We start from the raw sequence: 25,597 nt of genomic DNA on the forward strand, positions 1-25,597 counted from the left end.
AGACTTACGTTGTAGTAGTTTCAACCTGCCTGTGGGTGGGTGTTGGGGGAAACGAAACCATGATTTTCAATCCCGGAAAGCAAATTTTGGCCGTAGCGCTGATGGTGTTAGTGCTGCAGGGGTGCGGTCAACCTGCGCAGGAGCAACAAGCCCTTGCCGACAATGAGCAGAGGATTAGCGCGGCTTATGGCAGCTGGGTCTCGCCTTTGGGGGCCGCCGAAGTCTACGGCAGTGCCTCGGCAATAGGTGAGCTGCAGAGTGTTGGTGATGCGATTTATTTCTCGGAATCCAGCCCGGCCGAAGGCGGCAAGGTGGGGATCAAGCGTCTTGAAAAAGATGGCAGCATTACCAGTGTGGTGGCGCCGGCCTTTGGTATCGGCAGTCGGGTTCACGAGTATGGCGGTGGCGACTTTCTTGGTATAGGTCAGAGCCTGTTTGTCACCAAGGGGCAGGATCAGCTGTTTTACCGGATAGCGCCGAATCAGGAGGCGCTGGCTCTGACTCCCAATGGCACCCGTCACGGGGAATGTATCTCTTACCCCAAGGGCTCACGGATTATTTGTGTTCGGGAAGATCATCGACAACCGGGTGAGCCCAAGGCCAGTTTGGTGACCATTAACCTGAATTTCTCCGGTGAAGGGGATATCTTTGTCGATGGGCACGACTTTATCAGTTCTCCGGCAATCAATGCCGACAATACTCAGCTTGCCTGGATCACCTGGGAACATCCCAACATGCCTTGGGATAATACTCAGTTGTGGCTTGGGGATCTCAATCGCAAGGGGCAGTTGACTAACATTCGCCAAATCGCACCCGAGCGCAAGGGCGCACTGATGCAACCCCTGTTTAGCCCAAACGGCGTGCTCTACTTTATTGCCGACTATGACAACTGGTGGAACCTCTATCGACTTGATGCCAAAGGCGATATTGAACAGGTTACCCAACTCAAGGCTGAAATCGGCGGCCCTGCCTGGAAGTTGGGGCAGCACGCTTACGCCTTTGAAAATGAAAATACCCTGATAGCCAGTTTCAACAAGGAAGGGGATGCCGGATTGCTGCGACTGGATCTGCAGACCGGGGTTATTGAAGTGCTGGCTGCCGACTTTGCCGATATCAAACAGGTGGTGCAGGGGGCCGACGGGGTTTATTTCGTTGGCAATAGGCCAACACCCGAGCGCGGCATCTACAAGGTTTCCGGCCGCGGCACAGAACTTGTGTATGCACCTAAAATTTGTGGTCTGGATCCCAGATACATCTCCCGCGCCGTCAATGTTGAGTTTACCACCAAAGGGGGAGACAAGGCTCACGGCTATTTTTATCCGCCGGTAAATGGTGATTACCAACCTCTGCCGGATACCCGGCCGCCTCTTTTGATGATGTTGCATGGTGGGCCGACCGCTAGCGCAAATAGGGCATACGACAGCGCCATTCAATACTGGACCAGCCGCGGTTTTGCCGTGTTTGAGCTCAATTATCGCGGCAGTACCGGCTTTGGCCGCCAATATCGCCAGAGCCTCTATGGCAACTGGGGCAAGGCAGATGTTGAGGATGCTGTCTGGGCTGCAGGTTTTTTAGTTGACCAAGGCTGGGTCAATGCTGAGAAATTGGCTATCCGCGGCGGTAGTGCCGGTGGCTTGAGCGTGCTTTCAGCCTTGGCTTTCCATGATAAGTTCAAGGCCGGGGTGAGCTATTTCGGGATCAGTGATATCGAGGTGCTGGGCAAGGAAACCCATAAGTTTGAGTCAAGATACCTGGATCAACTGATAGGCCCTTACCCGGAAATGAAGGCTGTGTATCGTGAACGCTCGCCCCTGTACCACCTGCAGGGGTTCAACGAACCTTTGCTGTTGTTGCAAGGGCTTGAAGATAAGGTGGTGCCACCGAGTCAGTCGCAGCATATCTACAAGGCGCTGAAAGACAAGGGCGTACCCACGGCATTTATCGGCATTGAGGGGGAAGGGCACGGCTTTCGTCAGCCCCATAACAAGATACTGGCGCTGGAATCTGAGCTGGTGTTCTACGGCATGGTGTTTGATTTCACCCCGGCGGGCACGCTGCCGACACTGAAGCTGGACAATGCCGAAGCCTTGGCGCGGCCCGGACAACAAGTTGAGTGATAGCTTCAGGCCTGTTTGGTTTCGCTGGACAGGCCATCTATGATGGCGCATTCAGACTGATTGCCGCCGCGGCATTGAGATACCAGTTCGCTCAGTTGGGCATGCAGCGACGCCAGTCTGGCCATCTTGTCTTCCAACGCCTGCAGGTGCCCTTTGGCCAGACGTTTGACATCCTCGGCGCAGCGCTTGGGATTGTGTTTCAGTTGCAACAGATCCCGGCATTCATCCAAGGTAAAGCCCAGCTCGCGGCAGTGCTGTAAAAACTTGAGCGCCTCGATTTCAGCGGTCCGATACTCACGATATCCATTGTCGCCTCTGTGGGCCTCAACCAAGCCTATGTCATGGTAATAGCGGATACTCTTGATACTCAGACCAGTTGCCTTGGCCACTTCGCCTATTTTCATCGCTGAACTCCTGCCCTGTTGGGACTTTTGTGGGCTATTTTGTCGCGCCGCAAGCGCATTGTTGAGAGTCAGAGCACCTTTTATCTCACGGATGATTTTTCGAGCTTGACTCTCCCGTTACTGGAGACTTTAACCTTTATCTCAGTGTTGAGCCAGCCTCGCTTGCGAGGGGCAAAGAGGGGAGTTTCCAATGGACCAGATACAATTCACCATAGCGAATATGAAGTGCGGCGGCTGCGCCCGCAAGATAAAGGCCCTGTTCGCCGATGATACCGGCGTAGAAGCCGCTACCGAGGTGGCCGATAAGTCGTTGACGCTGACATTCGCCCCGGACGCAGAGCTCACCCCCGCCGCGGCGCTGGCGAAACTGAAAGACGCAGGTTATGACGCTGAGCAGGCCGAGATTGCGGCTACCGGCGCCGGTGACAGCGCGCAAAAGCCCAGCCCTGAAACCCCTGCCAGCTTTAACTTCCATGTTGCCGATATGAATTGCGGCCACTGTGAGAGTAAGCTTCGCAGGGCGCTGGCTGATGAGCTTGAGGTAGACGTTGACCTTAAAGGCAAACAGCTGCGGCTGAAAAGTCACAAGAGCGCGGCCGAACTGGCCGAATTGATAACGGGCGCAGGCTTTACCCCGCCAACGCTGGAACCTGGCAATACAAGTGAGCCGGAAAACTTCCACTTTTATGTTGGCGATATGAGCTGTGGCCATTGTGAGACCAGTATTCGTAAGGCGCTCAGCGATGAAGCCGAGGTGACAGTCAATCTGAAACAGAAACGGCTTGCAGTGAAAAGCCATAAAACCGCCGCCGAGTTGACCGAGCTGTTAAAGGCCGCTGGGTTTACCGCCGAGCCTTGGCGCGATGAGCATGCCGAGGCTGATACCGAGACTGAGACTGAGACTGAGACAGAAGCTCAGGCTGACGCTTTGAAACCGGCAGTGGCCGCAACTACAACTGAAGCTGAAACTGGCAAGCATGCCGATAAAGCAGTCAAGCAGAAGGCCGCCACGGCTCACCCTGCCAACCCCACACTGCTGTTTGTGCCGGATATGAGCTGCGCCAGCTGCGTGGCCAAGATAGAAAAAGCCTTTGCCGCCAAAGAGGTCGAGGCCAGAGTCAACTTGGCCGACAAGCAGGTGAGCGTGGCCGCAGGTTTGCCAGTGGCTGAAGCCGTTGCGCTGCTGCTCTCGGCCGGGTATCGCGCGGAGCCAATAACCGACGCCGCCAGTGCCATGGCCGACAAGGCCGAGCATGATGCCAGGGAATACCGCACCCGGATCAGACAGGCCATCGCCGGTCTTGGGCTGGGGATCCCCTTGATGATCTGGGGTCTGGCCGGTGGTGACATGATGATCCACGATAGCCAAAGCCAACTTATCTGGGGCGCCATGGGGCTGCTGACCTTGTTGCTGCTGGTTACCACCGGGGGGCACTTCTTCAGTGGTATGTGGCGCTCACTCAAGGCCAGGAGTGCCAACATGGATACGCTGATCGCCCTGGGTACGGGCACAGCTTGGCTTTACTCCATGCTGGTGGTGCTTATTCCCGGCTTTTTCCCCGACGGCACCCGTCATGTGTACTTTGAAGCCAGTGTGATGATCCTCGGCTTGATTAACCTTGGGCATGCATTGGAGCTGAGAGCCCGCGGCAAGACCAGTGAAGCGGTGCAGAAGCTTATTGGCCTGCAGAGCAATACGGCCATCAAGATCACCGAAAACGGCGATGAAACCGTGGCCATAGCGGCGCTGGTGGTGGGTGACAAGTTGAGACTGCGCCCGGGTGACAGAGTGGCGCTCGACGGTGAAGTGCTTTCAGGCAGTTCGCTGCTCGATGAGTCCATGCTCACAGGCGAACCCATTCCCGTGGCTAAATCCGTGGGCGACAGTCTGAGCGCCGGCACAGTCAATGGTAACGGCAGCCTTATTTACCAAGTTACTGCCGGGCCTGCCGATACCCGCCTGGCGAAGATTATCGCCCTGGTTCAGGAGGCCCAGACCTCCAAGATGCCCATAGGGCGACTGACGGACAAGATAGCCGCCGTGTTTGTGCCTGTGGTGGTGGTGATTGCGCTGCTGGCGGCCATCATCTGGTATTTTGTCGGCCCTGAGCCCGCGTTGTCCCATGCGCTGGTGGTGCTGACCAGTGTACTGATTATCGCCTGTCCCTGCGCCTTGGGGCTGGCGACGCCTATGTCCATCATGGTATCTGTCGGCCGCGCCGCTTCCATGGGGGTGTTGGTGAAAAACGGTGAGGCACTGCAAACCGCCAGCAAGGTCAGCTGTGTGGTGCTGGATAAGACCGGCACCATCACAGAAGGTAAGCCCGCCGTCACTCAGGTGGATATTTTTGATGATGCCTTTGATGAGCGCGAGCTGCTGCGCGCTGTGGCCAGCCTTGAGCAACACTCGGGCCACCCCTTGGCGGCGGCGCTGCTGGATGCCGCCAAAGCCAAAGAGGTTGTGCTGACTGAGCCGCAGGGGTTTGACTATCGCCAGGGGCAAGGTCTGCTGGGGCAGTTTGAAGGCCGGCAGTGGGCGGTCGGTAATAGCAAGCTAATGGACGCACTGGGCATTAGGCTAACCGAGACGCACCAGGCAAGACTGGAGCAGGGGGCGGCGCTTGGACACACCCAGGTGCTGGTGGCCCGAAATAATCAGCTGCTGGCGTTGGTGGGGATCAGTGACCCAATCAAAGCCGATGCCAAAGAAGCCATGGCTGCGCTCAAGACCCAGGGCAAACGCTTGGTATTGCTCAGTGGTGATAACCAGGCCACAGCCGAAGCCGTGGCGCGTCAGGTGGGGATTGAGGAAGTCATCGCCGGAGTGTTGCCGGATGAAAAGCAATCCTGGGTCAATAAGTTTCAAGCGCAGGGTGAAGTGGTGGCCATGGTCGGTGATGGGATCAATGACGCCCCGGCGCTGATGGCCGCCGATGTCGGCATTGCCATGGGCTCGGGCACAGAGATTGCCATAGAGAGCGCCGACCTGACCTTGCTTAACCCTAGGCTGGGCAGCTTGGCCGGGGCATTTGCCCTGTCGCGGGCGACGCTTGGCAACATCAAGCAGAACCTGTTCGGCGCCTTTATCTACAATACTCTGGGGATCCCGATTGCGGCCGGGGTGCTGTACCCGCTGACAGGGATATTGCTGAGCCCTGTGGTGGCCGGCGCGGCAATGGCGCTGTCTTCACTGACTGTGGTGACCAACGCCAACCGCTTGCGGCGTCAGTCTTTGGATTAAGGTCTTTCAGCGTTTGAGCCGGGGAAATTGCCCCGGCTTTTTTATTGCTTTCTTATTTTATCACCTTGTTTTTCCTGTTTAAATAAGGGGTTTGCCTTTGCTCAGCACCAATGCTTGCCGAAAAACGCAGCCTGTGGTCACGGCTTGAGCCCTTAGCCTGTCAAAGCCTTTAGTCTATAAGAGCCTTTGGTCAATATAAGCTTGGGGCTGGATATCGCAGGCCAAGTGAGTCACAGCAAGGGCAACAGGGAACAAGAAAAAATGGGAAGGAGCTGGAAAATGCAATCCAGAAAATTAACCGCGGCAGCTAAGCTGAGTCTGCTAGGCGGCGCCTTACTGCTCAGCGCCATCTCTGTGTCTGCTCAGGCGGGCTGCGGCGAGAAAACCACTGAGTGCATAGTGCTCAAGGGTGACAGCCAAAAGACCCTGGAGTGTGAAATCACGGTTTGTGCCAATGTGCACTCATTTCTCAGTCGCTGGCAGTTGGCCGATGGCACCACGCTGAGCACGGATTACACCGATGACAGCGAGAGCATCACTATCAATGGTGAGCCGGGATATGCCTTGCCAGCGGATATTTTGCGCGCTGAACTTGGCTGTTACAGCACTTTTGCAACAAACAAGGCGGAAACTACCTTGGTGTGTGGCCGCGATCTGGATTTTTAATCTGCTTGCAGAAGATTTTTAAAGTCTTTTATAAACAGGTGGTTGCACTGCTTTATCTCGCTGGTTGCATGCGAGTTTGGTTGATAATTCACGCAGGAATGTTATAGTGCCCGGCTTTATTTACCCGGCCAATCACAGGCCTTGGGCTCTTGGACGCGGCTTTACATAGCCCGGTCCCGCATCTGGATATTTTGGAATCATACAGTGATAACGACAGCTAACATCACCATGCAGTTTGGCGCCAAGCCGCTGTTTGAAAACATCTCGGTTAAATTCGGCGAAGGCAACAGATACGGCCTTATCGGCGCCAATGGCTGCGGTAAGTCTACCTTTATGAAGATCCTTTCCGGTGAGTTGGAGCCAACCTCGGGTAATGTGTCGCTGGATCCCAACGAGCGTCTGGGTAAGCTGAATCAGGATCAGTTCGCCTATGAAGAGCACAGCGTTATCGACACAGTGATCATGGGTCACAAAGAGTTGTGGGCGGTGAAGCAGGAGCGCGATCGCATCTACTCCTTACCGGAAATGAGCGAAGAAGATGGCATAAAAGTGGCCGATCTTGAGATGCAGTTTGCCGAAATGGACGGTTATACCGCAGAGAGCCGCGCCGGTGAGTTGCTGCTCGGGGTGGGTATTCCGCTGGAACAACATTTTGGCCCCATGAGTGAAGTGGCACCGGGTTGGAAACTCAGGGTGCTGCTGGCACAGGCCTTGTTCTCTGATCCCGATGTATTGCTGCTCGACGAACCGACCAACAACTTGGATATCGATACCATTCGCTGGCTGCAGGAGATGCTTAACCAGCGTAACAGCACCATGATCATCATTTCCCACGACAGATACTTCCTCAACTCTGTCTGTACCCATATGGCGGATCTGGACTATGGTGAGCTGCGGGTCTATCCGGGCAACTATGATGAATATATGACAGCCGCCTCTCAGGCTCGCGAGCGCCTGGTGGCTGAAAACGCCAAGAAGAAGGCACAGATTGCCGAGCTGCAAACCTTCGTGGCGCGCTTCTCTGCCAACGCTTCCAAGGCCAAGCAGGCCACATCCCGTGCCCGTCAAATCGACAAGATCAAGCTGGATGAGATCAAGGCTTCCAGCCGGGTTAACCCCTACATTCGTTTCGAGCAGGAGAAGAAACTGTTCCGTAACGCTTTGATTGTTGAGAATATGAGCAATGGTTACGATGAGTTGCTGTTCAAGGATGTGAACTTTATCGCCGAAGTGGGCGAGCGTATCGCGATTCTGGGTGAAAACGGTGTGGGTAAGACCACCTTGCTGCGTACTCTGATCCACGAGTTGCCACAAAAGAGCGGTACCATTCAATGGTCTGAAAACCATCGTATCGGCTACTACGCCCAGGATCATGCCAGCGACTTTGAAAATGATATGAACCTGTTCGACTGGATGGGTCAGTGGCGTCTGGAAGGCGATGACGATCAGGCGGTGCGTTCAGTGCTGGGCCGTATGCTGTTCAGCGCCGACGACATCAAGAAATCTGTCAAGGTACTGTCCGGTGGTGAGCAGGGGCGTATGCTGTTTGGCAAGCTGATGCTGCAAAAGCCCAATATTCTGGTGATGGACGAACCAACCAACCACCTGGATATGGAATCGATTGAGTCGCTGAACAACGCCCTCGAACTCTATGAAGGCACCTTGCTGTTTGTCAGCCATGACCGCGCCTTCGTGTCATCTCTGGCCAACCGTATCATAGAGATAAGCTCTGAGCGCGTGACCGACTTCAAGGGCACTTATGATGAGTTCCTGGCCAGCAAAGGCATTGAAGCCTAAGTCTTTTATGGCGAGCTTGGTTTAACACCAAGTGAAAAAATCACAATAAACAAGGCCGGTTCATTGAACCGGCCTTGCTGTTAATGGCTTTAAACAGAAGCACGCCGACTTATTCTCCTGAGGCATCAAGCATCTGGGTGCGGATCAAAGGTCTGCGACCATTGCCTTCTTGAGTAGCAACACCACAACAATATCATTTGAACTTTATAACCGATTCACTCGAGTCGTTTTTGTTCATTGATTTCCAATAGTTCAATATGAGTCGCTGAAGTTAGCTAAGGTTTAGGTATACAATCGTCGGCTTTCTTGCCCATGATTGGCTTTGTGTGGCCTTTCGTGATTGGGGGCCAATATTTAGTTGCCCCTATTGAAATACTCAGGTGATAACCACAAAAAGGTATTTAGCCGTAACCTAACCGCAGGCCTTTTGCCCTTTGCCTTTGCGGCCATCTTTATCCAGCGGGCAATCGGCGCACATTTGGGTGCAGGGAAGCTTGTGCCGCAGGCAACAGGCGATACGCGGGCTTTGTTGCTGCTTGAGCCTTAACTTACGCCAAAACGGATGGGCAATCGGTGCAACATAGGTACGTGACTGCAGCTCAGCTTGCTCGAACATCTCTCTTATCAATTGTTGTTGCCAACTGACGGGGAGTGACAACTCACCCAGATACCAATGCACAATATAGGCTTGATGGCTGAAGTGCAGCTTTGATGGCACTGGGCCCAGCTCTGCCAGGCGCTCGACAATGGGAATGAGCAACTGCTCGAGTAAGCTTTCCCAACTGGCAAGTTGCCCGGCGGGAGCCGGATGGTTGACATCTGCATCAAGCAGCAGATAGAAGGTTTCCGCCCGGCCGTTATCAAAAGGTTCAAGGTACCAGTTGCCACTGCAAGCTGCAGCCGCAGTGGCGCGGTTAAGTGCGCTGCCGGGCTGACTGGCAAACAACCACAGCAGCAGGGGTGGCAGTTGCAGGCCGAAAAACCACTGGCTCCACATGGAGTGCAAGGCCCGGGCGTCTATCTCGGGCTTTGTGGCACAAGTCGTGGACACCTTGGCTTGATAACTCAGGGCAAATTGCTGCAGCAGCGCCGGGTAATGTGCCTGGCTCAAGACTGAGTTCAAGCTGATGGCTTCTTGGGGTAACTGATCCAGACTCTCTATGGCCTTGAAGTGTTCGCCATAGAAGGCGGCTTTTTGTGCCAATAGTTGGTTGAGCTCGCTGGCAATACTCATTCCCATGACGGCAGTCCTCCGGTGGCAGTGTTGCTCGAATCCTCCCCGCCATGGCGCCCGGCGGCTCTGGGATTTACTCTGGGTCTGGGGATAATCATCGGGCAGTTGGCCTCGGGATCTGTGATTATGCTGGCATTGATATCGAACACCTGTTCCAGCAGGGCCTCGGTCAACAGTGACTCAGGCGCGCCGCCTGCAATCAACTTGCCATCACGCATCAACAGCAAGTGATCGCCGTAGCGCAGAGCCTGGTTGATGTCGTGCAGCACCAATACCAAGGTGCGGCCCTGATCCACCAACGCTCGGCAAAAGTCGAGTACTGCCAGCTGGGCGCGGATATCGAGAAACGAGGTGGGTTCATCGAGCAGCAACAAGTCGGTTTGCTGCGCCAATACCATTGCCAGCCAGACTCGCTGTTGCTGGCCGCCTGAGAGCTCGGCCACCGGCCTTTGTGCCAGTGTGGTTAACCCTGTGGCGGCCAGGGCTTGGGCAACCGCCAGTTCATCTTGCTCTGACCATTGGTGCCACAGGCTCTGATGAGGGTAGCGGCCGCGACTGACCAGCTCCTGCACATCTATTCCTTCCGGTAATTCAGGCTTTTGCACCAGTAGTGCCAGCTCCCTGGCTCTGGCCTTGTTGCTCAACTGCGCCAAGGGGGTTTGACCCAAGATGACCTGGCCGCGTGTAGGCGGCAGTACCTGGCTCAAACACTTGAGCAGGGTCGACTTGCCACAACCATTGGGGCCAAGGATCACCGTCAGCTTACCCTTGGGGATGGCCAGGTTCATGGCGCTTATGATGGGCCGCTGGCCGTACTCGAGATAAAGCTCATGCCCACTGAGGGCAATGTCATAGTCAGGGTATTGGGTCATGATCTTTCTCCTTTCAGTCCCTTGGCCTGTTGCGGTTGTCCGCGGATTTCGCGGCTCAACAGCAGCGCCAGATAGGCGCCACCGATGAGGGCGGTCAATACGCCCACCGGCAGCCTTTGGTTGCCCGGCAGCAATAAGGTGAGGGTGTCGGCCCCGAGCAGCAACAGCGCGCCTATTAGCGCCGAGCGCAGCAGTGCCAATTGACGATTGCCAAAGCGGGCCAGATGCGGCGCCACCAAGGCGACAAAGGCCACCGGGCCGGCGCAGAGTACGGCTCCCAGGGCCAGCAAGGTGGCAAACAGCAGCGCCAGTGTTTGACTTTGGCGCACCGGGTTACCAAGCGCCTGAGCCAGTTCCTGGCCCAAAGCCAGCAGTGACAGACGGCGGGAGAGTAGCAACAGAGCGGGCAGCGCCAGCAGTAGCACTGAGGTTATCAGCAGCACATCACCCCAGGTGCGGTGTGCCAGACTGCCGGACAGATACCCCAGCATCTGCTGCGCCTGCTCTCTTTGCACCAGTGTCAGCACAAACTGCACCAGGGCGATGGCAAAGGCGTTGATGGCGATGCCCATCAATACCAGATTGCGGGAAAATTGCCATTGGCGTCCGAGCCCTGCGAAAAACAGCAGGAGCACAACCCCAGTGCCCAAGAGGGCGCCGGGCAGCAATGGCAGTTCCGGCAGCCATAATAACCAGAGGACGGCGCCGGCACTGGCTCCGGCATTGACCCCGAGAATATCCGGGCTTCCCAGCGGGTTACGGCTCAGGCTTTGAAACACGGCGCCGGAGAGCCCCAGCGCCATGCCTGCGCCGAGGGCGCACAGGGCCCTTGGCAGGCGTGATTGCCACAAAAGCCAGTTTTCATAGTCGGAGGCTTCGGCAAACAAGGCCTTGGCAAGGCTCACCGGCGCCAGGCCCTGATGTCCCAGCATCAGGCTAAGTAGCAGTGCACCGCCAAGCAGGATCATGGCCAGCAAGGCGGTCCTTATGGCGCCGGTGGAGGGGGCTATTAAGGTTATCGGGCCCCATTGCCAGATGGGAAAACGGGTTGGTTTCATGACGCCTCCTTCAGGTTTTGCCCACGGGCCATCAGGTACAGAAACGGCGCTCCCAGCAGGGCGACCATGATGCCGGTAAGCAGTTCGGCCGGCGGCATCAATACCCGCGCCAACAGATCTGCCAGTAACACCATGGCGCCGCCTATCAAAGCGGCTCCCGGTAATAGCAGGCGGAAATTGAGCGTCAGATAACGCCTGGCCAGATGGGCACTGGCCAGGCCGACAAAGGCCAGCGGGCCGACAATGGCGGTGGCTGCGGCGCACAGCAAGGTGGCACCCAGCCAGGCGAGCTGCCCCTGCCAGCCCTGTGAGGCACCGAGCGCCTTGGCGGTATGACTATCCAGCAGCATCAGATTCAGCGCCGGCGCCAGCAGCCACAAGAGTGCCGCGGCGGGCAGCAGATAGGGCCAGAGCGCATGAAACTCCGGCCAGCCCAGCCCGGACAGGGAGCCCGCCATCCAATACCTGAAACCATCGAATAGCTGCGGGTTCAGCAGCACTCTGGCCTGGACATAGGCCCCGAGCACGGCGCTGATGGCGGCGCCGGCCAGGATCAGCCTGACCGCAGCGGATTGCCCCTGGGATTGCTGCGCCCTGGACATCATATACACCAAGGCGCTGGCCAGAAGCGCCCCGGGCAAGGCCTGCCAGAAGAGACTCAAACCCGCTGTTGCGCTCCATAGCCCCAGAGTGACCAGAGAGGCGCTGGCGCCGGCATTGACGCCAAGCAGACCGGGATCCGCCAAGGGGTTGCGGCACAGTGCCTGGATCACGCAACCGGCCATTGCCAATGCCATGCCGGCCAACATGCCGCACAGCAATCTTGGCAGCCTTGCCTGTAACACCAGCGACAGATGATCGTCTGCGGCCGGTTGCCAGAGCTTGCCCAGCATAGCCAGCGGTAGTGTGCGGGCGCCAAAGAGCAGGTTGGCCAATACCAGCAGCGCCAGCATCGTCAGCAGCCCAAGCAGGGTTAAAGCGTTACGTCCAAGACGGCTCGGGGACTGGGTAGCTCCAGGTTGCAGAAAGATTTTTGGGTGTGTCATCCCGGCCTCCCGTTTTTATTCGATGGCGCGCCTGTATCTGCGCCAGCCTGTGTGTCTTGATGCCGGTATTGGCGAGGGTTTTCTTTTTGCTTTGCCAGGGTTTGTTGCAGTCGCGGCACCAGCTTGGGGATAGCCCATTTAATGCTCAGCAGCGAGCCGTAGGAGCTGGCCATCACCAGCGCCGGGTCGGTTATTGCCAGATACCGACCACGGCGCATGGCGGGCAGACGACGGATAACCGCCATGGCTTCTACCTCGGCTCTGGCCTTGTCCGAGCTGTACCAGCTGAGCAGCAGCTCGGCATCGTCCAGCATGTCGGCGTGCTCCAGTCCTATGTGGGCGGCGAAGTGGCCTCGGCTGGCATTGAGCCCAAAAAGTTGTGGCGGCAATACAAAACCCAGCGCCAACAGCAGATCCACTCTGGGATCGCCTGTGACATAAACCGAGAGATTGCCAACTCGACTGGCGGCATTGATATAGGCCAGGCGCACGCCATTGAACTCAGGATTTTCGGCGGCGACTCGGGCGATATAAGCCTGTTGCTGTTTCAAAAGTGCTTCGGCCTGCAGTTCTTTGCCGAGCGCCTTGGCTATCAGTTCCACCTGCTGCTTAACCGGTGTCAGCCAGGGTTTGTCCGGATAGGCGATGACGGGGGCCAGAGCGCTCAGCTGCAAAAAGCTTTCGCGGGTGATACCGGACTGGGGCGCCAGAATAAGATCCGGTTTCAACGCCAATAATCGCTCCACATCCAGTTCGGGGTAACTGCTGATGATGGCGGGCAGCGGCAGCTCTTGCGCTTCCAATGCCTGGCGAAACCAGGGCAGATAACCCTCTGCATCGCCGCCCCAGTAATGGGGTTCAATGGCGATGGGGACAACCCCTAAGGATAGGGTCCAGTCTTCGGCCCCGGCTCCCAGGGTCACCACTCGCTTGGGCGGCGACTCGATGCAGCTGGTCCCGTGGGCCGTGGTAATGCAAACCGGATAACCGTTTTGCAGCGGTGTTTGGGCTTTGGTTTGCTGAGGGTCATAACAGCCCGTCAGCCCCAGGCTCAAAAACACGATAAGCGCCAATAGGCGCCTTGCTTCACACAACATATTTGTTATTCGCCCCGCTGTGCGGGGCGCTCCTTATGATGGATAATTTCACGGCATAACGCGGCTCAGAAACGGTAGTCCAGGGTGACGCTGAAGTTACGCGGCGCGCCGTACTGGTATTGGTCATAGAAGCCGAGCTGGCTGTAATAGCTCTTGTCGAGGGCGTTATCCAGATTGGCCCTCAGGCTCAATTGTTCATTGAACTTGTATCTCGCCATTAACTTCACCAGGGCGTAGCTGCCTTGCTCCACTTCAACCTTTTTCCCGACCGGTTTTGAGACTTGGCTATAGATGCGGCTCTGCCAGTTGACCCCGGCGCCCAGCTGCAATCCGTGAAGCCAGCCATCAAATTCATAAGTGGTAAAGAGTTTGAGCTGCCGCTCCGGGTTGGTGGTGTTGATTTTTTGCCCTTGGGGATTTTCGGTATCAAACTGGGTGTAGCCCAGGTAAAGATCCCAGTTGTCATTGATGGAGCCGTTGACCTCAAACTCGAAACCTCGGGTCTTGGTGCCGTCGACACTGCGGTAGATGGGGATAGTGCTGTTGGGTAGGCTTTCGCCGGTTCGCTCACCAACATTGTCCTGACGTATCTCAAAGGCGGCCAGTGACAAGTCCAGCGCCTCATCGAACAGGCTGGCCTTGATCCCGGCCTCATAGTTGCTGCCCTTGATGGGGTCCAGGTAACGGCCATCGGCCTGAACCTTATTTTGCGGAGTAAAAATGTCCGTGTAGTTGGCATACAGGGCATATTCGTCGCTCAGGGCATAGGTCAGTCCCAGGTAACCGGTGAACTCACCATCGACCTCATAGTCATGTTTGGCACCAAAGTTATCCTGATCTGTCTCCCAGTTATCCAGGCGGCCACCGAGTACCATGGACAGGGCATCGGTCAGCTCAAGCTGGGAAGCGACATAGACAGACTGTTGTTTGGTTTCACCCCAGGAGCCGTAAAGCACCTTATCGCTCCATTGCGGTTTTGGGTAATCAAAGCCGGGTTGGCGGAAGTCTCCCAAAGGTGGCCTGGCGCCGAGTGCGCCATAGTAGGGATTGGCAAAATCCTGTTTTTGTTGATTGGCACCGGCCACCAGTTGATGGTTGCGGCCAAAGGCGTTGAAGTTGCCGGACAGCTTGAGATCAAAGGTGTGCTGAGTGCGACTGCCGTCGATAAAGGCCAAAGAGCCGGGAACCATGCCCTCATTGGTGACGGGATCCGGATTTTTCATGGGCCAGAGCACATCAAATTCCAGGCTGTTGTCGCCATAGATATAGCTGCCTTTAAGGGTCCAGTCTGAACTGAAATGATGCTCCAAAGTCACAAAACTGTTGAGCGCATCTGTCTTGGCAGAGGCCCAACTGGGGGCGGTGGACACATGGCGGTCGTAATTGGTGCGGTTACCGTCACTGTCAAACAGCGGCAAGCCGCCGGACATGGTGCCTTCCGGCCTGGTATGTTGGAAGTCACTGCCCAGGGTTAGCAGGGTATTGGTCCCCAGATCCGCTTCCAGGATGCCATACAGGGTTTGTCGCTGCTGCTCATATCTGTGTTGCCAGTTTTCCCTGTCCTGATAGGCCAGCACTACCCGGCCACGGATGCTGGCATCCTGATTGAGGCCGCCGGAGAGATCGACCACGCCGCGCAGCATGTCCCAGGAGCCGCTGCTCAGGCTAACGCTGCCCTGAAACTCGGCAGTGGGCCGTTTACGCACCAAATTGATGGCGGCGGAAGGGCTACCGGCACCCAGCATCAAGCCGGTGGCGCCGCGCACTACTTCAATGCGCTCGTAAAGGGCGCTGTCCATCAGGTTGTCGCCATAGTTGAAGCGGGTGTCATAGGTGGTTGCCACGCCATCATAGAGAATGCTGCTGACCGAGATCCCGCGGGCGCTGATGGAGTATCTGTCGTTGTCCGAGGGGCGGGCGTTGATCCCGGCGACACTGGTCATAACATCTATGACAGAGTTGAGCTGCTGATCTTCAATGGCCTTGGCGGTAACGGCTGTGACAGACTGCGGCGTCTCGAGAAACGACAGCTTCATGCCGGTGGCCGTGCTCATGTCGCTCGCCTTGTAGCTTGCGGTTTTGTCTTTGGCACCGACGATTGTCAGTACCTCCATCTCTTTCTCCTGTGTCTCGCTCTTGTCGGCGGCGAACGCCGGGGCGCTCAATAGCACAGAGCAGAGAAGGGCGATGGGGGTCGGCTTGAAGCCATTAAGGGTTTGCATATTAATATCCATTTTCCTGTTACTTCCTGGAAGGTTTACAAGACCGGGTCAGCAAGACGCTCGGCCTGGGTTGATGTCATGCCAAAACTGTGGCTGACGGCAAAGGGGTGCAGTGGATTGTCGATATCTCCGGCAAAGCGCAGGTTCTTCTCCCTGTCTTCGAGATCTATCATCTGCTGGTTGTTATTGAGCTGGATCCGGTTCAGGCAGGTGCGGACAAAGGTCGGCTGGAACAGATCGTAGCGGTGATACTTATCGGCAAACTGGGGGTGGGAGGCCTGATAATCACGTACCTTTCCGGCCACCAGGCTCCAGAAACCCTGTTCACTCAGGCTGGTGTGGCTATCGAGCAGCGGCGCCATAAAGCGGAAGATACAGTCGAAAATATCCAGCAGTATGTAGTTGAGCTTCATCTCCTCTTCGAGTGAGACCGCCAGTTGCGCCACCCGTCCCGGCAGCGGCGCACTGCCGTTGAGAATTGCGACTTCTTCGCCTATGTCCTTCATCAATATGGTGACAGGCACCTTGTCATCCAGCACCAGAATAAGGTTCTCGCCATGGGGCATAAACACCAGATCGTAGGCAAAGAAGGCGTGCAGCAAGGGGGTAAGGTAGAGATCCAGCAGCCGGCTCATCCAGTCGTGGGCGCTCAGGGGGGAAGCCTCGATAAGCGCCGCCAGCAGGCTCTGCTGCTGATTGTCCTGGTGCAGCAGGGCCGCCAGGGTCATCAGTTGCTGTCCGGGTTTTACTAAAGGCTCGCCCTGGAAGCTGAGAGCATAAGGGCTTTCACGCCACAGTGCCGAGAGCATCTTCTTGTAGGGAGTGTCTTTCTCCAGCGCCTGCTCATAATACCTGTGGTGATAGCCTATGGCGGCGATTTCCCTGAGCAGCACAAATCTTTGCTTGGCAAAGAAAGGGTCGCTGTCGATAAGCTCGGCGACAAAGGCGTTGATCTCCGGGGTGCGGCTCATGTAGTAGGGCGATAAACCCCGCATAAAGCCCATATTGAGAATCGACAGCGCCGTCTTCACGTAACAGCGCTTGGGTTGGCTCAGGTTGAAGAAGGTGCGAATGGATTGCTGCACCTGATATTCATCACGGCCTTGTCCCAGGTGAATGAGGCGATCGCGGGCCAGATCGGCGGCAAATATGCGGCTGATCTTTTCGCGCCACTGCCATGGATGAACGGGCATCAGAAAATAATCGTCCGGGTTTTTGCCCTGTTGCCGGATCTTCTGCTCAAATCTGAGCAGCAAGGCATCGCCCAACTCATCTTGCAGCAGTTGTTGATAGTCGAGCCCTGCTATCAGCGCCAGGCTGGTATGTTCACTGCTGACCGCCAGCCACTCGAGTTGCAGCGGTTGGCCGCTCTCCGGCGTAAAGGCCCGCCAGTCATCGACATCAAAACCTATGCGGCCGTTGTTGGCGACAAACACAGGATGGCCTTCGGTCATGGCCGCTTCTATCTGCTGATAGTCGCAATCCACCAGCTCCTGCACCGGCTTTGCCTGCCACAGAAGTTTGAAGGCCTTGCTGTAGAGGGTGCTGGTGATCTCTTCAAGATAGGTGGGCAGCAATGCATCGCTTATGCCGAGTCTCTCCTTGAGGGCAATGATAAGCAGCATGGCGTCCGGCTGTTGCTGCTCGCCATCTTTGAAACACTCGATGGAATCCGGCGCTATCTGCAGCTGATCCAGCTGATAACGGCGACCGCTGAAGCGGTAGCAGAGCTGGCCATCCCGGGTATCCAGCTTGAGCTGCCAACAGGCCTCTTGCTCTGCTTCTGCTTGCAACAACAGCTCTAGCGCTATCAGTTTTTCATGACTGAATTCACTGAGAATTTTCGCCAGCAGATGGCGGCTTGCCTGGTTCCAGATAGCAGGCGTCAGATGGCTGAGGCGGGTCTGTTCGATAATGGATGCTGTCATTGTGTGGCTCCTGTTGCCAGTGCGGCACTGAACCCAGGCAGGGTGCAAAAACCCAGCATGGCTTGTTTGTTTTCCAGTTGAATGGCGTGGCTGTAGCAGATGCCTACCGCACGGTTCAGCGGGTGAATCTTTTGGTTGTTGATATCCGGCTCTACCACCAGGCGGGCAAAGCCCAGATGCTGCAGTATCAGAGACACCACAGCCGTGATGGCCTGGCGGCTGAAACCGCGCTTAGGCTTAGTGGGAGGAGCCAGCAGCAAATGCATGCCGCAATCGCCGTGTTGGCAGTCAAAGTGTTGGCCCACTTCATCAACGCGGGGATCGTACAGCTCGGTATAGAGCACAGGCTCAGCGCCGCGATAGGCCATCAGGCCAAACTTATCTGCAGTGGGGGCGAGTTCAATGCGGCGCTCGGTGGGCGTTAAGGATTGCATACCCCAGAAGGCGGCATAGTCGCGGCCGAGCCAGTCGCTCAGGGTGTCAAAGTGCTCGCTTTCCCGATAGGCACAAAAATCAAAGTCGTTGACCTTGAGGCGCTTGCCCGGCGCAAAGCCGTATCTGGCGCTGAAGCCGGCTGTGTCGGCAGGTGGATTAACTGCTGTTTGAGAGGCCATCAGCTGGCCTCCCGCTGCAGAGCTTGATTGCTGCTGTGCCGGCGTTTGGGCGCACTGGCGTCTTGCTTGGGAATACCAAAGCTTTGGAAGGCAATTTGCTGCTCTATCTCGTAAGGTGCTTTGCCCAGGATCTGCCGCAATATGGTGGCGTTGCGATAGCAGCCCATTCCCAGATCCGGCGAACACAGCCCGTGGGTGTGTAGCCCCAGGTTCTGAACAAAAATTCGTCCGGCCTTGTCTATGTGATAATGACGCTGGACATCTGGCTCGCCCTTTTGATCGAACAGCAGCTGCGAGTGGAGCGGCTCGAGAAAGTCCGGCAATCGGTAGCAGTAGCCGGTGGCCAGTACCAGTGCCGAGCTGGTCAGCTCAAACTCCTGTTCAAGCTCTGTATGTCTGCAACCCAGCAGCAGTTGCTGTCCGTCGCTGTGAACGCTTTGCAGTGCCGTGTTGGTCAGCAGCTGTACATCAAAGTCACAGTGCAGGCGTTTTTGGTAAAGCAGATCATAGATGCTGTTGATCAGATCGGCGTTGATCCCCTTATAGAGGCTCTTTTGTGAGCCGATAAGTTCGCGGCGCTGCGCCTCGGGCAGGGCGTGGAAATAGTCGATATATTCCGGCGAGGTCATCTCCAGAGTCAGCTTGGTGTACTCAAGCGGGAAGAATCTTGGCGAGCGGGTGAGCCAGCGCAGGCGATAACCGAATTTGTCGATATCCAGCAGCAGATCTTCGAAGATCTCTGCCGCGCTCTGGCCACTGCCGACTATGGTGATGTCATTTTGGCTCTGCAGCGCCTGTTTACGGTGCAGATAGTTGGCCGAGTGCAGTACCCGCTTGTCGGCGCCGGGGCAAAAGTGGGGCATCCAGGGTTGGGTGCCGGTTCCCAGCACCAGGTGACGGGCGCGCAGGCTCAGTTCTTGGCCACTGACTCTGTCCTGCCCTTTGACCAGATAGGTGTCGGTTTCGGCATCGAAACTGACCCGGGTGACCTTGAAATTGAATTTAAGGTTACTCAGCTCGGCGCAGACCCATTGGCAGTAGCGATTATATTCCTGCCGCGGCAGGAAGAAGCTTTCGCGGATATAGAAGCTGTAGAGTCGGCCGGTTTGTTTGGCGAAGTTCAAATAGCTGTAGCGACTGGTGGGATCGGCCATGGTCACCAGATCCGACATGACAGGGGTCTGCAATCTGGACGATTCCAGCAACATGCCGGGATGCCAATCGAAACCGACGCCGGCATCGACAAACAGACACTCAAGACCGTCAAGCGGCTCGACCAGGGCCGCCAGGCTCAGGTTAAAGGGGCCGATGCCTATGCCCAGGATATCGTAGACTTTGGTTTGCATCAGTTCCTCCTCAGGCGCTGTAAAGCGCGCTGGTCTTGTAGTGACGGGCCTGCTCGCGACCGATTTTGCAGATGTCGGTCAATACGGCTTCGATATCCTCGAGACAGGTGTGAGGGTTGAGCAGGGTAAACTTGAGATATTGGCTGCCGGCCACCTTGGTCGCTGCAATCATGGCGCGGCCTTCGCGGGCCAGACGGGCGCGGATATGGCGATTGCATTCATCCAGTTCGGCGCTGCCGAGTGCCGGGTCGTTGAAGCGAAACACCAGGGTAGTCAGCGACGGGCGCTGCGCCGTCTGCAGCTCGGGGAAATGGCTAAAGCTTTTATAAAGCTCGGCTGTGGTGGCAATCAGGGTGTCGAACATCTCGCCTATGGCATCCGGCCCGGCGGCTCTCAGGCTTAGCCACAGCTTGAGGGCATCAAACCTGCGGGTGGTCTGCAGGCTCTTGTTGACCAGATCCGGCACTCCGGCCTGGGTCTGGGCCTCAGGGTTGAGGTAATCGGCATGGTAGGTGAGGTAACCGAGCATGCCTTTGTCCTTGACCAACAGCGCCGAGCAGCACACGGGCTGGAAGAATGACTTATGGAAATCCAGGCTGACAGAGTCGGCCAACTCTATGCCTTCAAGGCGTTGGCGCTGGGTGCGTGACAGCAACAAGGCGCCGCCGTAGGCCGCGTCTACATGCAGATAACAGCCGAATTCGCGGCAAAGGGCAGCTATGGGCGCTATGGGATCTATGGCGCCAAAGTCAGTGGTCCCAGCGGTAGCGACCACGGCAATGGGGATCAGTCCTGCCGCTTTGAGCTGCCTGAGTTTGCCCGCCAGTGCCTTGGGATCCATGCGCCGATTGGCATCACAACCGACAGTCATTACCGCTTCATGTCCCAACCCTAAAAGTGCGGCCGCTTTTTGGATGCTGAAATGGCTGAATTCAGAGCAGAGAATGCGGTATCGGTGAGCATTGGCAGCCAGGCCCGCCAGAACATTGCCTCTGTGACCCGGCTCAAGGCTGCCAGCCAACTCTCTGGCAAGCAGCAGCGCCATCAGGTTGGACTGGGTGCCGCCGGTAGTGAATACACCGTCGGCATATCCTTGATATCCCACGCGCTCGCAGGCCCAATCGATAACCTTCTGTTCAATCAGAGTCCCGCCGGCGCTCTGATCCCAGGTTTCCACCGCGGTATTGATGGCTGAACTCAACTGCTCGGCCAACAAGGATGTGAGCATTACAGGGCAGTTGAGGTGGGCCAGATAATCCGGGTGTTGGAAATAGATGGCGTGGCTGAGATAGAGCTTGTCCAGTTCGGCCAGAACTTGCTTCATGTCCCCAAGGGGGTGGTCGAGATTGATATCGGAAAATGCGCTTTGCAGTTCTTCGGGGCGAATGCCACTGCTGGGACCATCCAGCCGTTCAAGGCGGTGTTTCAGGGTATCCATGCCCAGTTGCATCAAGTGGGAGTAGTGGTGTTCGGGTGCGATACCAAAGAGCTCAGTGTGGGGAGCGAACGGCAGATGGCCGGCGGCATCATAGCTCGGGTCATTGCTCGCCTGTTCAGGCTCCATGCTGGGGTGGGTCACTTTTGCCTCCTTTGCGACTGACATGAGGTCAGCCATCAATGACAAGTCACCCAGGGACAGGAACTGCTTCGGCCTTTCCCTGGGCCATTCCTTTTTGGCTGTCATCCTTTTCTCAACGACAGCGGCGACAAATTAGCATGCACTCAAATACAAATGCAAATGATTCTCAATTAATTTATGTAAAGATGTAACCGCCTTGATTGGACGCCTGCATCAATCACAACAAATTGCTCAGCCAAAGACAGGCTTGAGGCGACTGAGTTGAGAGCGATTTGCAAAAGAGTGACTGAGTTAATTCAGTCGGCGGTGAGGCAAAGGGCGGGAGCCTAAGGAAGGTGCGAACAAGTGCCATGTGTGCTTTGCGTCGGCTTACAGGCCTGGGAGCAAGGCCTGGTTCGCAGCAAATGGCCCTAGTGCTTTGCAAGAAGCACTTTCCTAATACGGCGGAGCAAGCTTGCTCAAATATCCTCTGAACTGGGCCGACTAAATTCCTCAACATAGGCATGAATGGAGAATTAACTCACTGCCATATAAGCACTAAACTGAGTATATTCATCACAAGAGGAATTTTTGAGGAGCAGGGGATGAAAGCCACAGCCGGTCGTCCTAAAGGCCATTCAGGGGCCAGGGATGCTTTGATAGAAGCCGCGCGTAGCTGCTTTACCCTGAAGGGCTATGAGCGGGTTTCCACCCGAGAGCTGGCGCGCAAGGCGGGAGTGGATGCGGCGATGATCCGTTATTACTTCGGCTCCAAGGCAGGCCTGTTTGAGGCCATGGTCAGAGACACAATCGCTCCTGTGCTGGAAGCTTTCAAACACTACAATGCCGCGCAAAGTCACCAATCTACCTCTGAGGGCTCTGCAAACAGCCCTGAGCCCAACAATAGCCGCCTTGAGCCGAGCAAGATGAGTCTTGATTCGAGCAAGAAAAGGCCCGAGTCAGGTTTTGGCGGACCATTTGAGCTGATGCAGGTCTATTACCGCGCCATGGCTGCCAACCCGGCCTTGCCCGGGCTTATCATCCAGGTATTGAATCACAGAGAAGGCAGTGAAGCCTTCGATGCCCTTGCCAGTGTATTCAGTGACATGCTCAGCCGCTCGAAGCTGTGGATCCGCCAGCTTGGGCAAGATCAAGGCCTCAATCCCAACCTGGACCCTATCTTGGCGCGGCTGAGTTTTGTCAGCCTGATGGTGTTTCCGCTGATCGCCCCGGCCCATCTGATGCGGGACTTCGGCGTCGAATTGAACGAAACCTGGCTCAAACAGCTGGCAGAGCACAATGCCAAAGTCCTGCATCAAGGCTTATTGCGCCAGGATATTGCCGCCAACCCAGGCAGTGAGGAACCCCAATGAACAAGATATCCCTGATACTGACAGCGACACTATTGCTGTTGCAAGCTTGTGGCGACAACGGCGAAAGCCGCGCCATGGGCACTCTGGAGCGGGATCGTATCCAGCTTTCAGCCCCCGTTGCCGAGCAGATAGCCGATATCCATGTGGCCGAGGGTGACAAGGTCGAGGCGGGGCAGTTGTTGCTGCAATTGGACAGCCGCAGCGCGGCAGCCAGAGTGGCACAGCGCCGCGCCGAATTGGCCGAGGCCGGCGCCAGGCTCGATGAGTTGCAACAAGGTGCCAGGGTAGAAGAGCGGCGGGCGGCCAGAGCCGCCATAGAGGCGGCAACGGCAGCCGCGACCGAAGCCAGACTCAGATATCAGCGCACCCGCGAGCTGTTTGCCGCCAAAGTGGTGGGGCAGGCGGAGCTGGATGCGGCCATCGCCGAGCGGGATCACACCAAGGCCTTGGTCGAGCAGGCCAATGAACAATGGTTGCAACTGGAAAACGGTACCCGCAGCGAACAACTGGCTCAGGCCGAAGCCAGAGTGGCAGCCGCAGCGGCGGCGCTCAAGGCCGAGGAGAAAGCCTTGGACGACCTCAGCCTCAGGGCGCCGTTGGCATCAGAGGTGGACATATTGCCCTGGAAGAGGGGCGATCGAGTGGCTCAGGGCACTCAACTTGTCGCACTTTTGGCACTGGATAAACCCTATGCCAGAGTCTATTTGCCGCAAACGGCCATCAGTAAGCTTTCCCGTGGCGACAAGCTGGAGGTCTGGGTCGATGGGGTGGAGCAGCCGCTCAAGGGCACTGTCAGAAATATCCGTTCCCAACCGGCATTTACCCCGTTTTATGCCCTTAATGAGCGTGATCGTGCCAGATTGATGTATCTGACGGATATCGATGTCGAGGGCGCCGAGTCTCTGCCCTCAGGGCTGGCGCTGGAGGTACGACTGCCATGACTCAGTCAGCTGATGCCGGTGCTTCTTCGGCCATTCAAACTACCCTAGCCATTGAAGCTCACGGACTGACCCGGCGTTTTGGTGAGTTGACCGCGGTGGATAATCTCAATCTCGCCATTCCCCGTGGCAGTATTTACGGCTTTCTCGGCCCCAACGGTTGCGGCAAGTCCACTGCGATTCGGCTGCTTACCGGCCTGTTGTTGCCGGATGCCGGTGAGGTGACCGTATTGGGAGAACCGCTTGCCGGTAACGAAGAGGCGCTCAAGCAACGTATAGGTTATATGACCCAGAAGTTCTCTCTCTACGATAATCTGTCTGTGCTGGAGAACCTCAGATTTGTCGCCAGTATTTATGGCCTGTTCGGCCGCCGCGGCAAGGCGCGCATTGAAGAGCTACTGCATCTATATAGCCTGGAGGGCAGGGAGTCTCAGTTGGCCGGCTCCATGAGTGGTGGTCAGAAGCAGCGTCTGGCACTGGCCTGCGCCACACTGCACTCCCCCGAGCTGTTGTTTCTCGATGAACCCACCTCGGCGGTCGATCCGGAAAACCGCCGCGAGTTTTGGGAGCGGCTGTTCGATCTCTGCGCCGCCGGGACCACTATTTTGGTGTCAACCCACTACATGGACGAGGCAGAGCGCTGCCATGCATTGGCAATCCTTGAGCGCGGCGCCAAGCGGGCCGATGGTTCCCCGGCCGAATTGATGCAGCAGATGGGCGCCAGCGTGGTGGAAGTGAGCGGTGAGCAGCTAAGGACGCTCAAGCAGCAGTTGGTGGCCTTGCCTGAGGTTGTTTCTGCCGCTCAGGTAGGCACCCGGCTCAGGGTGTTGGTGCGGCGTGATGCCACAGATCCCATCGCCTTTCTCAGCCCCTATTGCGATGGGCGCAAGCTCGCCATGGCGCGCCCCAGTCTCGAAGATGTGTTTGTATCCTGCACCGGAGGTCGACATGTGGGCTAGGATATTGGCAATCATGCTCAAGGAGCTCAGGCAGCTGTCGCGGGATAGGATGACCTTCGGCATGATAGTGATGATCCCTCTGGTGCAGTTGCTGCTGTTCGGCTACGCCATCAATACCGATGCCAGGCATCTGCCCGCCGGATTGGTGGATATGTCGGCCAGCAGCTACAGCCGGGCCTTGGTGCAGGCGGTAAAGGCCACCCAGGTAGTGGACTTCAAGGCAAAATACGCCTCTATCGAACAGGCCGAGGCGGCCATCACCTCGGGGGAAGTGCGCGCCGTGCTCTATTTGCCGGCAGATCTCAATGCCCGGCTGGTGACTCATCCAGCCTTCGACCGTCGTCAAAGCGACAGCCAGCTTACCCGGCCCGTGGCCCAGTGGCTGGTGGATGGCTCGGATACGGTTATCGCCGCCGCGATTCGTAGCCTGAGAAGCATGTCGCTGGATGAAGTGGCCGGTTTCAGCAGCCAAAACCGGGTGCCAAGCTTTGAGGTGGTGCAGTATTTCAACCCGGAGCAGCGCACTGTGGTTAACATAGTGCCCGGCTTGCTGGCGGTGATTTTGACCATGACAATGATCATGTTCACCTCTGCCGCCATTGTCAGGGAAAGAGAGCAGGGCAATATGGAGTTTTTGATCACCACCCCGGTCAAACCCATGGAGCTGATGGTGGGGAAAATCATCCCCTATGTGCTGGTGGGGCTTATTCAGGTGAGTATTATCCTCAGCGTGGGCCACTTCCTGTTCGGTGTGCCTGTGCGCGGCGGTCTGGACAGCTTGTTGCTGGCCTCTTTGCTGTTTATCTTTGCCAGCCTCAGCCTGGGCCTGGTGATCAGCACCATTGCCAAGACCCAATTGCAGGCGATGCAGCTGACGGTATTTATCCTGTTGCCCTCTATTCTGTTGTCAGGCTTTATGTTTCCTTATGAAGCTATGCCAATTGCGGCGCAGTGGATAGCCGAAGCGCTGCCGGCGACCCACTTTATGCGTATGGTGCGCGCCATAGTCCTGCGTGAGGCCGATATCCTGATGTTGGCTAAAGATGCCTTTTGGCTGGGGGCGTTCACCCTGGGAGGCGTGTTGCTCGCTTCATTGAGGTTCCGTAAGCGTTTGGGATGAGCGCTGT

General features: G+C 56.6%; 19 protein-coding genes and 1 pseudogene. 9 read left to right on the forward strand and 11 right to left on the reverse strand.

Annotated features, from left to right (window positions below; all coding sequences use genetic code 11):
• Positions 1 to 59: 59 nt before the first annotated feature.
• Positions 60 to 2,117 carry a S9 family peptidase gene (locus CX651_RS01850; protein ID WP_373296781.1) on the forward strand — a complete coding sequence of 686 codons (2,058 nt, stop codon included), beginning with the start codon at positions 60 to 62 and terminating at the stop codon, positions 2,115 to 2,117.
• Positions 2,118 to 2,122: 5 nt separating this feature from the next.
• Here CX651_RS01850 and CX651_RS01855 read toward each other — a convergent pair whose 3' ends face one another.
• Positions 2,123 to 2,521, reverse strand: a complete 399-nt coding sequence (locus CX651_RS01855) for a MerR family DNA-binding protein (RefSeq protein ID WP_101053036.1) — start codon at positions 2,519 to 2,521, stop codon at positions 2,123 to 2,125.
• A gap of 190 nt (positions 2,522 to 2,711) precedes the next feature.
• Between CX651_RS01855 and CX651_RS20070 the strand changes: the two are divergent.
• The 4 genes and pseudogenes from CX651_RS20070 to CX651_RS01870 all read left to right on the forward strand — a co-directional run.
• Positions 2,712 to 3,353 (forward strand): annotated as a pseudogene (locus CX651_RS20070) (heavy-metal-associated domain-containing protein); the annotation flags it as partial.
• Between the two features lie 201 nt (positions 3,354 to 3,554).
• Positions 3,555 to 5,762, forward strand: coding sequence for a heavy metal translocating P-type ATPase (locus CX651_RS01860; RefSeq protein WP_332871555.1), 2,208 nt, complete (start codon positions 3,555 to 3,557; stop codon positions 5,760 to 5,762).
• Between the two features lie 279 nt (positions 5,763 to 6,041).
• Positions 6,042 to 6,428, forward strand: coding sequence for a hypothetical protein (locus CX651_RS01865; protein WP_101053040.1), 387 nt, complete (start codon positions 6,042 to 6,044; stop codon positions 6,426 to 6,428).
• A 204-nt stretch (positions 6,429 to 6,632) separates the two neighbouring features.
• A complete protein-coding gene (locus CX651_RS01870) occupies positions 6,633 to 8,225 on the forward strand; it encodes an ABC-F family ATPase (RefSeq protein WP_101053042.1) in 1,593 nt (530 codons plus the stop codon).
• Between the two features lie 412 nt (positions 8,226 to 8,637).
• Here the strand turns inward: CX651_RS01870 and fhuF are convergent, their stop codons facing one another.
• The 10 genes from fhuF to CX651_RS01920 all read right to left on the reverse strand — a co-directional run bounded on the left by fhuF (position 8,638) and on the right by CX651_RS01920 (position 21,221).
• The gene (fhuF, locus tag CX651_RS01875) at positions 8,638 to 9,465 is read right to left on the reverse strand and encodes a siderophore-iron reductase FhuF (protein WP_101053044.1); all 828 of its coding nucleotides are present in this window, start codon (positions 9,463 to 9,465) and stop codon (positions 8,638 to 8,640) included.
• On the reverse strand, positions 9,456 to 10,331 hold the full coding sequence (locus CX651_RS01880) for an ABC transporter ATP-binding protein (RefSeq protein WP_101053046.1): 876 nt from the start codon (positions 10,329 to 10,331) through the stop codon (positions 9,456 to 9,458). The genes fhuF and CX651_RS01880 overlap by 10 nt, the downstream gene beginning before the upstream one ends.
• Entirely contained in the window at positions 10,328 to 11,389 is a 1,062-nt protein-coding gene (locus CX651_RS01885; protein WP_101053048.1) for a FecCD family ABC transporter permease, read from the reverse strand. The genes CX651_RS01880 and CX651_RS01885 overlap by 4 nt, the downstream gene beginning before the upstream one ends.
• Entirely contained in the window at positions 11,386 to 12,435 is a 1,050-nt protein-coding gene (locus CX651_RS01890) for a FecCD family ABC transporter permease (protein WP_101053050.1), read from the reverse strand. The genes CX651_RS01885 and CX651_RS01890 overlap by 4 nt, the downstream gene beginning before the upstream one ends.
• Positions 12,432 to 13,532 carry an iron-siderophore ABC transporter substrate-binding protein gene (locus CX651_RS01895; RefSeq protein ID WP_101053052.1) on the reverse strand — a complete coding sequence of 367 codons (1,101 nt, stop codon included), beginning with the start codon at positions 13,530 to 13,532 and terminating at the stop codon, positions 12,432 to 12,434. The genes CX651_RS01890 and CX651_RS01895 overlap by 4 nt, the downstream gene beginning before the upstream one ends.
• A gap of 65 nt (positions 13,533 to 13,597) precedes the next feature.
• Positions 13,598 to 15,754 (reverse strand): TonB-dependent siderophore receptor, encoded by a 2,157-nt coding sequence (locus CX651_RS01900; protein ID WP_373296782.1) that lies wholly within the window; start codon positions 15,752 to 15,754, stop codon positions 13,598 to 13,600.
• Positions 15,755 to 15,789: 35 nt separating this feature from the next.
• Positions 15,790 to 17,682: an IucA/IucC family protein gene (locus CX651_RS01905; RefSeq protein WP_101053056.1), complete on the reverse strand. Its 1,893-nt coding sequence runs from the start codon at positions 17,680 to 17,682 to the stop codon at positions 15,790 to 15,792.
• Positions 17,679 to 18,296: a GNAT family N-acetyltransferase gene (locus tag CX651_RS01910; protein ID WP_101053058.1), complete on the reverse strand. Its 618-nt coding sequence runs from the start codon at positions 18,294 to 18,296 to the stop codon at positions 17,679 to 17,681. Before CX651_RS01910 ends, CX651_RS01905 begins: the two co-directional genes overlap by 4 nt.
• Positions 18,296 to 19,642, reverse strand: a complete 1,347-nt coding sequence (locus CX651_RS01915; protein WP_101053060.1) for a lysine N(6)-hydroxylase/L-ornithine N(5)-oxygenase family protein — start codon at positions 19,640 to 19,642, stop codon at positions 18,296 to 18,298. The genes CX651_RS01910 and CX651_RS01915 overlap by 1 nt, the downstream gene beginning before the upstream one ends.
• Positions 19,643 to 19,652: 10 nt before the next feature.
• Positions 19,653 to 21,221 (reverse strand): pyridoxal phosphate-dependent decarboxylase family protein, encoded by a 1,569-nt coding sequence (locus CX651_RS01920; RefSeq protein WP_198552037.1) that lies wholly within the window; start codon positions 21,219 to 21,221, stop codon positions 19,653 to 19,655.
• Between the two features lie 584 nt (positions 21,222 to 21,805).
• On the opposite strand from CX651_RS01920, the gene CX651_RS01925 reads away from it, so the two are divergent.
• Genes CX651_RS01925 through CX651_RS01940 form a run of 4 tightly spaced genes read left to right on the forward strand, consistent with a single transcriptional unit; the run spans position 21,806 to position 25,590 of the window.
• Complete coding sequence (locus CX651_RS01925; protein WP_101053062.1) at positions 21,806 to 22,573, forward strand: TetR/AcrR family transcriptional regulator; 768 nt, start codon at positions 21,806 to 21,808, stop codon at positions 22,571 to 22,573.
• The gene (locus CX651_RS01930) at positions 22,570 to 23,514 is read left to right on the forward strand and encodes an HlyD family secretion protein (RefSeq protein ID WP_062793542.1); all 945 of its coding nucleotides are present in this window, start codon (positions 22,570 to 22,572) and stop codon (positions 23,512 to 23,514) included. The genes CX651_RS01925 and CX651_RS01930 overlap by 4 nt, the downstream gene beginning before the upstream one ends.
• Positions 23,511 to 24,470, forward strand: coding sequence for an ABC transporter ATP-binding protein (locus CX651_RS01935; RefSeq protein ID WP_101053064.1), 960 nt, complete (start codon positions 23,511 to 23,513; stop codon positions 24,468 to 24,470). Before CX651_RS01930 ends, CX651_RS01935 begins: the two co-directional genes overlap by 4 nt.
• Positions 24,460 to 25,590 carry an ABC transporter permease gene (locus CX651_RS01940; RefSeq protein ID WP_101053066.1) on the forward strand — a complete coding sequence of 377 codons (1,131 nt, stop codon included), beginning with the start codon at positions 24,460 to 24,462 and terminating at the stop codon, positions 25,588 to 25,590. Before CX651_RS01935 ends, CX651_RS01940 begins: the two co-directional genes overlap by 11 nt.
• The last annotated feature ends 7 nt before the right edge of the window (positions 25,591 to 25,597 follow it).

This window comes from Shewanella chilikensis, from assembly GCF_002836945.1.
GTDB lineage: Bacteria > Pseudomonadota > Gammaproteobacteria > Enterobacterales > Shewanellaceae > Shewanella > Shewanella chilikensis.

Excerpts from the sequence above, each read along its gene's own strand:
- CX651_RS01850 (WP_373296781.1), top strand. The coding sequence starts at position 60 with ATGATTTTCAATCCCGGAAAGCAAATTTTGGCCGTAGCGCTGATGGTG.
- CX651_RS01855 (WP_101053036.1), bottom strand. The coding sequence starts at position 2,521 with ATGAAAATAGGCGAAGTGGCCAAGGCAACTGGTCTGAGTATCAAGAGT.
- CX651_RS01865 (WP_101053040.1), top strand. The coding sequence starts at position 6,042 with ATGCAATCCAGAAAATTAACCGCGGCAGCTAAGCTGAGTCTGCTAGGC.
- fhuF (WP_101053044.1), bottom strand. The coding sequence starts at position 9,465 with ATGGGAATGAGTATTGCCAGCGAGCTCAACCAACTATTGGCACAAAAA.
- CX651_RS01880 (WP_101053046.1), bottom strand. The coding sequence starts at position 10,331 with ATGACCCAATACCCTGACTATGACATTGCCCTCAGTGGGCATGAGCTT.
- CX651_RS01885 (WP_101053048.1), bottom strand. The coding sequence starts at position 11,389 with ATGAAACCAACCCGTTTTCCCATCTGGCAATGGGGCCCGATAACCTTA.
- CX651_RS01890 (WP_101053050.1), bottom strand. The coding sequence starts at position 12,435 with ATGACACACCCAAAAATCTTTCTGCAACCTGGAGCTACCCAGTCCCCG.
- CX651_RS01895 (WP_101053052.1), bottom strand. The coding sequence starts at position 13,532 with ATGTTGTGTGAAGCAAGGCGCCTATTGGCGCTTATCGTGTTTTTGAGC.
- CX651_RS01900 (WP_373296782.1), bottom strand. The coding sequence starts at position 15,754 with ATGCAAACCCTTAATGGCTTCAAGCCGACCCCCATCGCCCTTCTCTGC.
- CX651_RS01905 (WP_101053056.1), bottom strand. The coding sequence starts at position 17,682 with ATGACAGCATCCATTATCGAACAGACCCGCCTCAGCCATCTGACGCCT.
- CX651_RS01910 (WP_101053058.1), bottom strand. The coding sequence starts at position 18,296 with ATGGCCTCTCAAACAGCAGTTAATCCACCTGCCGACACAGCCGGCTTC.
- CX651_RS01915 (WP_101053060.1), bottom strand. The coding sequence starts at position 19,642 with ATGCAAACCAAAGTCTACGATATCCTGGGCATAGGCATCGGCCCCTTT.
- CX651_RS01925 (WP_101053062.1), top strand. The coding sequence starts at position 21,806 with ATGAAAGCCACAGCCGGTCGTCCTAAAGGCCATTCAGGGGCCAGGGAT.
- CX651_RS01930 (WP_062793542.1), top strand. The coding sequence starts at position 22,570 with ATGAACAAGATATCCCTGATACTGACAGCGACACTATTGCTGTTGCAA.
- CX651_RS01935 (WP_101053064.1), top strand. The coding sequence starts at position 23,511 with ATGACTCAGTCAGCTGATGCCGGTGCTTCTTCGGCCATTCAAACTACC.
- CX651_RS01940 (WP_101053066.1), top strand. The coding sequence starts at position 24,460 with ATGTGGGCTAGGATATTGGCAATCATGCTCAAGGAGCTCAGGCAGCTG.